Below are 6,929 nucleotides of genomic sequence, written 5' to 3' on the forward strand. Positions count from 1 at the left end.
CCCATGTCATCGGCGAGGACGGCGCCGATTCCCAGACGTCCGAGGAAGTCCAGCCAGCTCAATCCCCGAGCCTGATACGGGCGCAGTGTGGCCCGGAAGTCCTCAGGTGGGTCGACTGTCTCGATGGTCTGGGCCGCAGTGCCGTCGAGCAGGTCACCCAACCACCCGTCTGCCTCGACGGAGGTGATCTCCAAGGGCGTCTCGAGTTCCTCAGGATCGCCGAGGGCGAGCGTCATCACCTCGGAGATTGGCATCTGGCCCTCCTCATGGTTCTTGAGGAAGTCGAGTCCACGTCTGATTCGCTCTTGGTCGACGACAATCCACTGTCCCCGCATCTGCACCAAGGGTGCCTTGGCAAAGATGAGGGCCGCGATCTCGTCATCGCTGAGGCCGTGGTCCCCGACGGCGAGCGCCCAGTCGAAGCTGGCCAGCCCGTCCCTGCCGATCTTCGCTTCCTGTGGGTCGCCGTCTGTCGGTGTGGCATGGAGCTTGAGACCGACCTTGGGCGTCGTGCCCCACCAGGACGGCAGCTGCACCTCGACCCCCGCCTCGGCGAGTCCGGTCGCTGCAGTATTGAGGAAGTCGAAGGCCGCCGAGGTGGAGAGCTCAAGTTCCGTCGGTTCGGCCCTGCGCAGCCCCGCCTCGAGATCCGGGTATACCCGTTGAGCGCGAGCGAGTTCGGCCAGCAGCACCTCGCGGGGTTTGTCGAGCCACCTCGCCAGACTCCCATCGTCATCCCAGACTCGAAAGGCGTCGATGACGAGGCTCTGGTCGCTGCGTGAGCGCAGGAGGAAGTCGAGGTGCCAGCGAACTTCGGCAGCGTCCGATTCGGTGAGGGTGCCTCCTTCAGGTTCAGGATCACGCAGGCGCAGGACCAACTGTGCCGGACCAGGTGACTCCGCTCCTTCGCGTACCCACGGGTCGAGTTCACGGATGAGTTCTTCCGCCGCGGCGGGGGCGATGTCGACACGTGCATCATCACCGGTCAGTGACTCGAACCACGTCTCGGCGGCGGGCAGAGTGGAGGGACGACGGCCCCGCCGAGGTGCCAGTAGGTTTGCGGGCAGGCGCCGGCGCACGAGGGCGTCGACGACGCCGTCCAAGAGTCCCAGGGTCAACTCGGCCTGCGGTGTCTCCGGTGCGGCGGCGCGAAAGGACGGCGGCATGGTCTGGACCAGACCGTGGTTCGTCACGGCGTCGGCACCGGTGGCGAACACCCGCCACCGGGCCTGCACCTCGGTGGTGGTGGTGTCATTGTCGTCTTCGTCGTCTCGGCCGACGATGACACAGGTGGGGAGCACGCGGGAACGATCCACGAGCATCTCGCCATGTCGGCGAAGTTCAGCAACATAATGAACGGAGGCGGCCGGTCGCACGTCGACCTCCGACTGATCCCCCAGGATCGAGTCGAGAACAGAGGACAGTTCGGAAGCGGGAATCCGCATCACGGGCACAGACCACGGCAGCAGAGACGGAGCCGAAGAGGACCGGCGCCGAGGCTGGATGCGCACCATCTCGGGTGGATCCAAGGGCGAGCGCTGCAGGGATGGAAGCAGGAGAGTCTGGGGCGTTCTGCGAGCCCCCTCTGAGCGCCCGAGAATGTCGGCGAGTGAGTCGGTGGGGACGGCGAAGGGGTGGTCGCGGACTTGGCGCACTGCTGCGCTGGGGCTCGAGACCGGGAGGGCGGAGTCCTCGGCCCACATGCCGATGTCGATTCCGTACTGGGCATCGGGCAGTGCACAAGCATGCAGAACGTACACTCTGACTCCTTCACACCTGGCTCACCGGTCGACGCATCTACGATACAGTCTGCCGAGCTCTCATCATGGACTTTGTCAGTGCCGGTGAGGGGCAGGTTACGATCGATGCTGCCACTTGTCGGCTCGCGTCACCTCAACAGTTCGAGATGGTCGGCGTCGAGAGCGATCCCGCTAGGCTGATGGACATGGCAATCGGTCGTGGCTTCAACGCTCTCTGGAGCACGAGCGCGCTATCGAACCTCGCCGACGGCCTCGCGTTCGTCTCAATGCCGCTGCTTGCAGCCTCGATGACGGATGATCCTCGCCTTGTAGCCGGATTGGCCACTCTCTATGCCGTGATCCGACTCGTGGCTGCTTTGCCGATCGGCGTCTGGGTCGACCGGTTTGATCGACGAACATTGATCGTCGCGGCCAACATTCTGCGAGGAGGTGCGCTGGCCGGATTCGCGCTGACCATCCAGTTCGGGGTCTCCTCCCTCATCGTGCTGTACTCGGCTATGGCCGTAGTCGCGGCTTTGGAAAGCGTTGCAGACAGCGCTGCAATAGCGATCCTGCCGTCGCTTGTCGGGACCCAACGACTGGAATCTGCGAACGGACGTATTGCAGCGACGCAGTTGATCGCCGATGAATTCGCTGGCCCTCCCCTGGGTGGATTCCTGTTCGCACTTGCGGCCTCAGTCCCCGCCTTTGCAATGGGCGGGCTCTGGGCGCTTGCGGGAGTCATCGCTCTTGCTCTGCCGACCCGGAGTCCGTCGACACTGTCCGCTGACGCACATTCCTCCCGACGGTCAGTCTTTGCTGAGGCTGTCGATGGCATTGCCTGGTTGCGACGCCACCATGTCGTCGGCGGCCTGGCCGTCATCGGAGCACTCGCAAGCATCGGCTACATGTTGCCGTTCTCGATCCTCGTTCTCTTCGCCCGGGAACGTCTCGGGCTGAACGGCACCGGTTACGGCCTGCTGCTCGCGTTCTCCGCCCTCGGAGGTCTCCTCGGTTCAATGCTTGCATCGCGCCTCCGCGCGCGTCTTGGGTCCAGATGGACGATTGTTGCCAGCCTCATCCTGGGAGCAGTTGCCCTCGGCGGCCTTGCGCTCACTCAGAATCCAATCGTCGCGGGCTTGCTGTTGGCGCTCTATATCCTGCACGCCGTCGTTTGGAACATCTGTTCGCTGTCGTTGCGGCAGCGACTCGTTCCAGACGACCTCCTCGGACGAGTCGGTGGGGCCACGCGAGTGCTCGGACTCTCTGGCCTGGCCGTCGGATCCGCGCTCGGTGGCATTCTGGCCGATTTCGACCTGAGGATTCCGATTGCTGCGGGAGGAGTGCTTTTCCTCGCGTGCTGCTTCGTTGCGGTGATCATGCTTCGAGGAGAGCTGGATTTGGGCATTCGACCAACAAGTGCACCGCACGAATCTGGGGACTGATGCAAGAAGTGTCGCTTGCCGGGGTTGAATGTAGCAGTCGAATCTCTTAACTCTGCACTATTCAGACTGCTACACTTGGAATACAGTTTGGAGGCACACCATGACCGCACACGCATATGGGGCTCCGCAGAACCGTCAACTGCAGGCCCAGAACCTCGAATGGTCGCAGATCAACGTGGAGGGACTGAGCCCAGCCGAAGTTGAAAATGCCCTCGAGCTGTACCGGACCATCGTCCAGGAACAACTCGATGAGCGCTCCTCCCTGTCCAAACGTTTGGCCCATTCGTACCTGACAAGGACCATTCAGCTCATCCCCGAAGCCACCCAGAGGCAAGCGCAGCGCAGCGTGGCATTCCGGGCTCGGTTGCTTGAAGAGGAGGGCGTGGAGACTTACGAATCCCTGGCAACCTTGCGCGGATCTTCGCAGAGCACCGTTCGCACCTGGGTGGCACGGCAACGGGAGCAACTCCACATGTTCACCATCGACGTGGAGGGCAAGACGTTCATCCCAAAAGTCCAGCTGACCCATCGCGGGACGCTCAATGACAACGTCACCACCCTGATTGCACCGCTGCTCAAAGTCGGCATAGGCAGCTGGGGACTATGGTCTTGGCTCACCGCACCCACTGGTCTGCTCAGTGATGAGATCCCAGCAAAGGTTGCGGAGACGAGCCCGGAGCGGGCAGTGAATGCTGCCGAGCTCTATGCAGAGGATTTGAGGGATGCGAAAGATCGGACCGCATGAGCCCGATCATTCTGCCGCCAGAGCGTCTCAGGTGCCCCGATCCCGCGAAGTGCCCCGTCGCTGTTGACGAACTCTGTGATGCTGTCGCGGCCGGCGCATTGCCATTGACGGTGTTGAAAGCCGATAGCGAGTGGTTCAGGGTGTTCAATACTGTGGACGGATACGCCACACCCAACCCGGGCAAAGGGAACTCTCGGTTCTCACCATTCAACGAAGCGGGGACCCAGGCACGCGTCCCCAGCATGTACCTCGCCGACACACTCGAGGCGGCCCTGCTCGAAACCAGTTTCCATGACGTCCCGATCCTGCCCCCGAGAGAAGTGAACGTCTCCACCCTCCTCGGCATGGCACACGCTCAAGTCAAACTTCCAACTGATCTCTCCGTCGTGGATTTGCGGGACCGGAGCCTGAAAGCCATGGGAATCGGCCGGGCTGGCCTCGCCTCGAGCCCGCGGGAGCACTACCCCTGTACGCGGCGAGTGGCCAAACGCATCCACACCTCAGGGCAGAACATTGCCGGTATTCTCTGGCACTCCCGGCAAACGGAGATCAATCAGCTCCCAGCAGCGGAAGTGCTTGTGCTCTTCGCCGATCGAGTGCCGACTGACCGCGGAGACTGGCAGCTCGTGCCCAACTTCTCGTCCATGGGGGCACTCCTAGAAGGGTCTGGGTGGTTGCTTGTCGATCGGCTGGCGGACTCACTGGGCGTGACTCTCGTTGACGAGCTCACCTGAGGCGCGCAGTGTCGAGAAGCTGGGACGGCAGGTCTTTGACGGCCTTTCCAATTTCGATCGGACGGACTCCTATCGCGTCGCAGAGCATGCCGTCTTGAGGATCGCGGCTCATAATGAGACCTCATCTCGAGACGCAGTCACAGCAGCTTCCTTCTTCAGCCCCTCGCGAGGAATCATGTCGACTGCGCAGCCGAGGATCTCCTCGGCTCGGCTCCTCATCCGCATGAGCTTGAAGAGACCGACAGAATCATCCAGATCTACAAGCAGATCGATGTCGCTGTCCGGTCGGTCGTCTCCGCGAGCAACACTGCCGAACACGGACATGTTCGTGGCGCTAAGTCGTGCAAGCGCTTTAATCAGCTCGCGAGAGTGAGAGCGAACAAGGCGAAGTGTCTCCGGTTCCGGTATAGCGGCAAGGCTGTACCCTGCCATATTGAGAAGAAGATTCAGCGCTGCCACCGACGGTTCTCGATTGCCACGCTCGTAAGCACTGATGAAACTTTGAGAGAAACCGGCGCGCCGAGAAAGCACACTTTGAGTCAGCACTGCGTCCTTCCGCGCTTGACGGAGAATGGCGCCTGCAGTGCTTATATGCTCATATTATCGCGCATCCGCTGTATTTGAACGATTTAGGGTGGCCGCGGCATTCGCGCCCTTACCCCAACCTGTCCCAGGCCATCCGTTGCCTCAGCGCCGGTGCCAGCACCAATGCAGCGATAACACTGCCGACCAGCAGCACCCACGCCCCGAAATACGTGAACAGCTTGAGCTCCGGTGCCAGCTGCGGACCGAAGTTCGCGGCCATGAGGATCACGCCGCCGAGGATGAGTGCCGTGGACACGATCACCTGGATGAACTGTTCGACCGTGGATTTGAGCAGGTTCTTGATCATCGAAATGTTCAAACCACTTGTGCCGACGTCGAGGGTACCGTCCTGCAGATGGCCGGCAATCCGTGAGAGCTGACCAGGCAGCTCCGCGATCTGTGGACCCACTGCGGCCGCGTAGAGGGCTGCCTCGTGCCGGTCGACGCCCAGTCCCCCGACCTCACGCAGCAGGCTGCGCCCATTCTGCGTGACCAGGGCCAGCAGGTTCAATTCGGGATTGAGCCTTGTGATCGACCCTTCCAAAGTGCTGATGGCTCGGAAAGCGGTCGCCACCGACACCGGCATCGGGAACCCGAAGTCCACGACGAAGTCGATGAGCTCCCCGAACAGAGCCGCCGAGGTTGACCCGGGCTGACCGTCACCGTATTTGAGCAGAATCTGTCCGATCTCACGCTGCAGCTCCCGGAGATTGACGTCACTGGGAGTGCCGAGGAGGTCGAGGATTGCGGCAGTCGCGGCCTGGGAGTTCTGGGAGTCGAAGGCCATGAGCAGCAGAGCGATGGCGCGACGGTCTCGTTTGTCGATGCGGCCGACGGCGCCGAAGTCGACGAGGCCTGCTCGGCCTGCTGGTGAGATGACGATGTTGCCCGCGTGCAAATCTGCGTGAAAGATGCCTTTGCCCAGCACCTGCCGAACAACCATGAGGAAGAGGTCCTGGGCGATCTCATTGCGGGCCAGTTCGGAGAGGCTGTCGATGACCTCGGTGGCGTGCGAGAGAGGAACGCCTTCAATGAGATCCATGACGAGGACGTACTCACCGGAGTACTCCTTGTACACCCGCGGGATGCGCACCATGGAGTCTGTCCCTGAGGTGGATCGACCAGTCTCGTCGGCAGTGCGAAGTGCTTCGATGTGCGCCAGCTCCCCGCGGTAGTCGAGTTCTCCCTGCAGGGAATCGACGAAGCTGCGGGCCAGCTTCCCGATGCCGACCCTACTCGCCCAATCGGTGGACCGTTCGAGGCGCTCGGCGAGGGTGAGGACGATATCGCAATCGGCTCGAACCTGTTTGCGGATTTTCGGTCGTTGCACTTTCACGGCAACAACGCGGCCTTCCCAGGTGACGGCACGGTGGACCTGCGCAACCGAAGCTGCGGCGAAGGGGACCTCGTCGAACTCTTCGAACACCTCGGCGACGGGCCTGCCCCACTGGGCTTCGAGCTGGTCCTTGACCTCTCTGAACGGCACCGGCGGCACTCCGGCCTGCAGGGTAGAGAACTCCTCGACGAATTCGTGCGGGATCATGTCACCGCGGGTGGCGATGAACTGTCCGAGCTTGATGAAGGTGACACCGGCCGCGGCCAACGCATCACGGGTCGTCGAGGCGATCTCGCGCAGGGATACCCGCAGGGTCGGGATCCGCGGTTTGAGGTAGCGGGAGAG

At 62.3% G+C, this 6,929-nt stretch carries 6 protein-coding genes; 3 read left to right on the forward strand and 3 right to left on the reverse strand.

Features of this window, described 5'->3' with window-relative positions; translation table 11 throughout:
• Positions 1-1,760: SNF2 helicase-associated domain-containing protein (locus L0G76_RS12915; RefSeq protein WP_304357594.1), on the reverse strand; the 1,760-nt coding region annotated here is incomplete at its 3' end.
• Between the two features lie 185 nt (positions 1,761-1,945).
• Here L0G76_RS12915 and L0G76_RS12920 point away from each other — a divergent pair.
• From L0G76_RS12920 to L0G76_RS12930, 3 genes are all read left to right on the forward strand, one after another.
• Positions 1,946-3,184 (forward strand): MFS transporter, encoded by a 1,239-nt coding sequence (locus tag L0G76_RS12920; protein WP_231938892.1) that lies wholly within the window; start codon positions 1,946-1,948, stop codon positions 3,182-3,184.
• A gap of 100 nt (positions 3,185-3,284) precedes the next feature.
• Positions 3,285-3,929 (forward strand): hypothetical protein, encoded by a 645-nt coding sequence (locus L0G76_RS12925; protein WP_304357595.1) that lies wholly within the window; start codon positions 3,285-3,287, stop codon positions 3,927-3,929.
• A 140-nt stretch (positions 3,930-4,069) separates the two neighbouring features.
• Positions 4,070-4,663 carry an RES family NAD+ phosphorylase gene (locus L0G76_RS12930; protein WP_301536754.1) on the forward strand — a complete coding sequence of 198 codons (594 nt, stop codon included), beginning with the start codon at positions 4,070-4,072 and terminating at the stop codon, positions 4,661-4,663.
• Positions 4,664-4,771: 108 nt separating this feature from the next.
• On the opposite strand, the gene L0G76_RS12935 is transcribed toward L0G76_RS12930, so the two are convergent.
• Complete coding sequence (locus L0G76_RS12935; RefSeq protein WP_369696186.1) at positions 4,772-5,254, reverse strand: nucleotidyltransferase domain-containing protein; 483 nt, start codon at positions 5,252-5,254, stop codon at positions 4,772-4,774.
• Between the two features lie 64 nt (positions 5,255-5,318).
• Positions 5,319-6,929 (reverse strand): ABC1 kinase family protein (locus tag L0G76_RS12940; RefSeq protein ID WP_304357596.1); only part of this gene is annotated, 1,611 nt, incomplete at its 5' end.

It is taken from the genome of Brevibacterium picturae, from assembly GCF_030453725.1.
GTDB classification, from domain to species: Bacteria; Actinomycetota; Actinomycetes; order Actinomycetales; family Brevibacteriaceae; genus Brevibacterium; species Brevibacterium sandarakinum_A.

Excerpts from the sequence above, each read along its gene's own strand:
- L0G76_RS12920 (WP_231938892.1), top strand. The coding sequence starts at position 1,946 with ATGGCAATCGGTCGTGGCTTCAACGCTCTCTGGAGCACGAGCGCGCTA.
- L0G76_RS12925 (WP_304357595.1), top strand. The coding sequence starts at position 3,285 with ATGACCGCACACGCATATGGGGCTCCGCAGAACCGTCAACTGCAGGCC.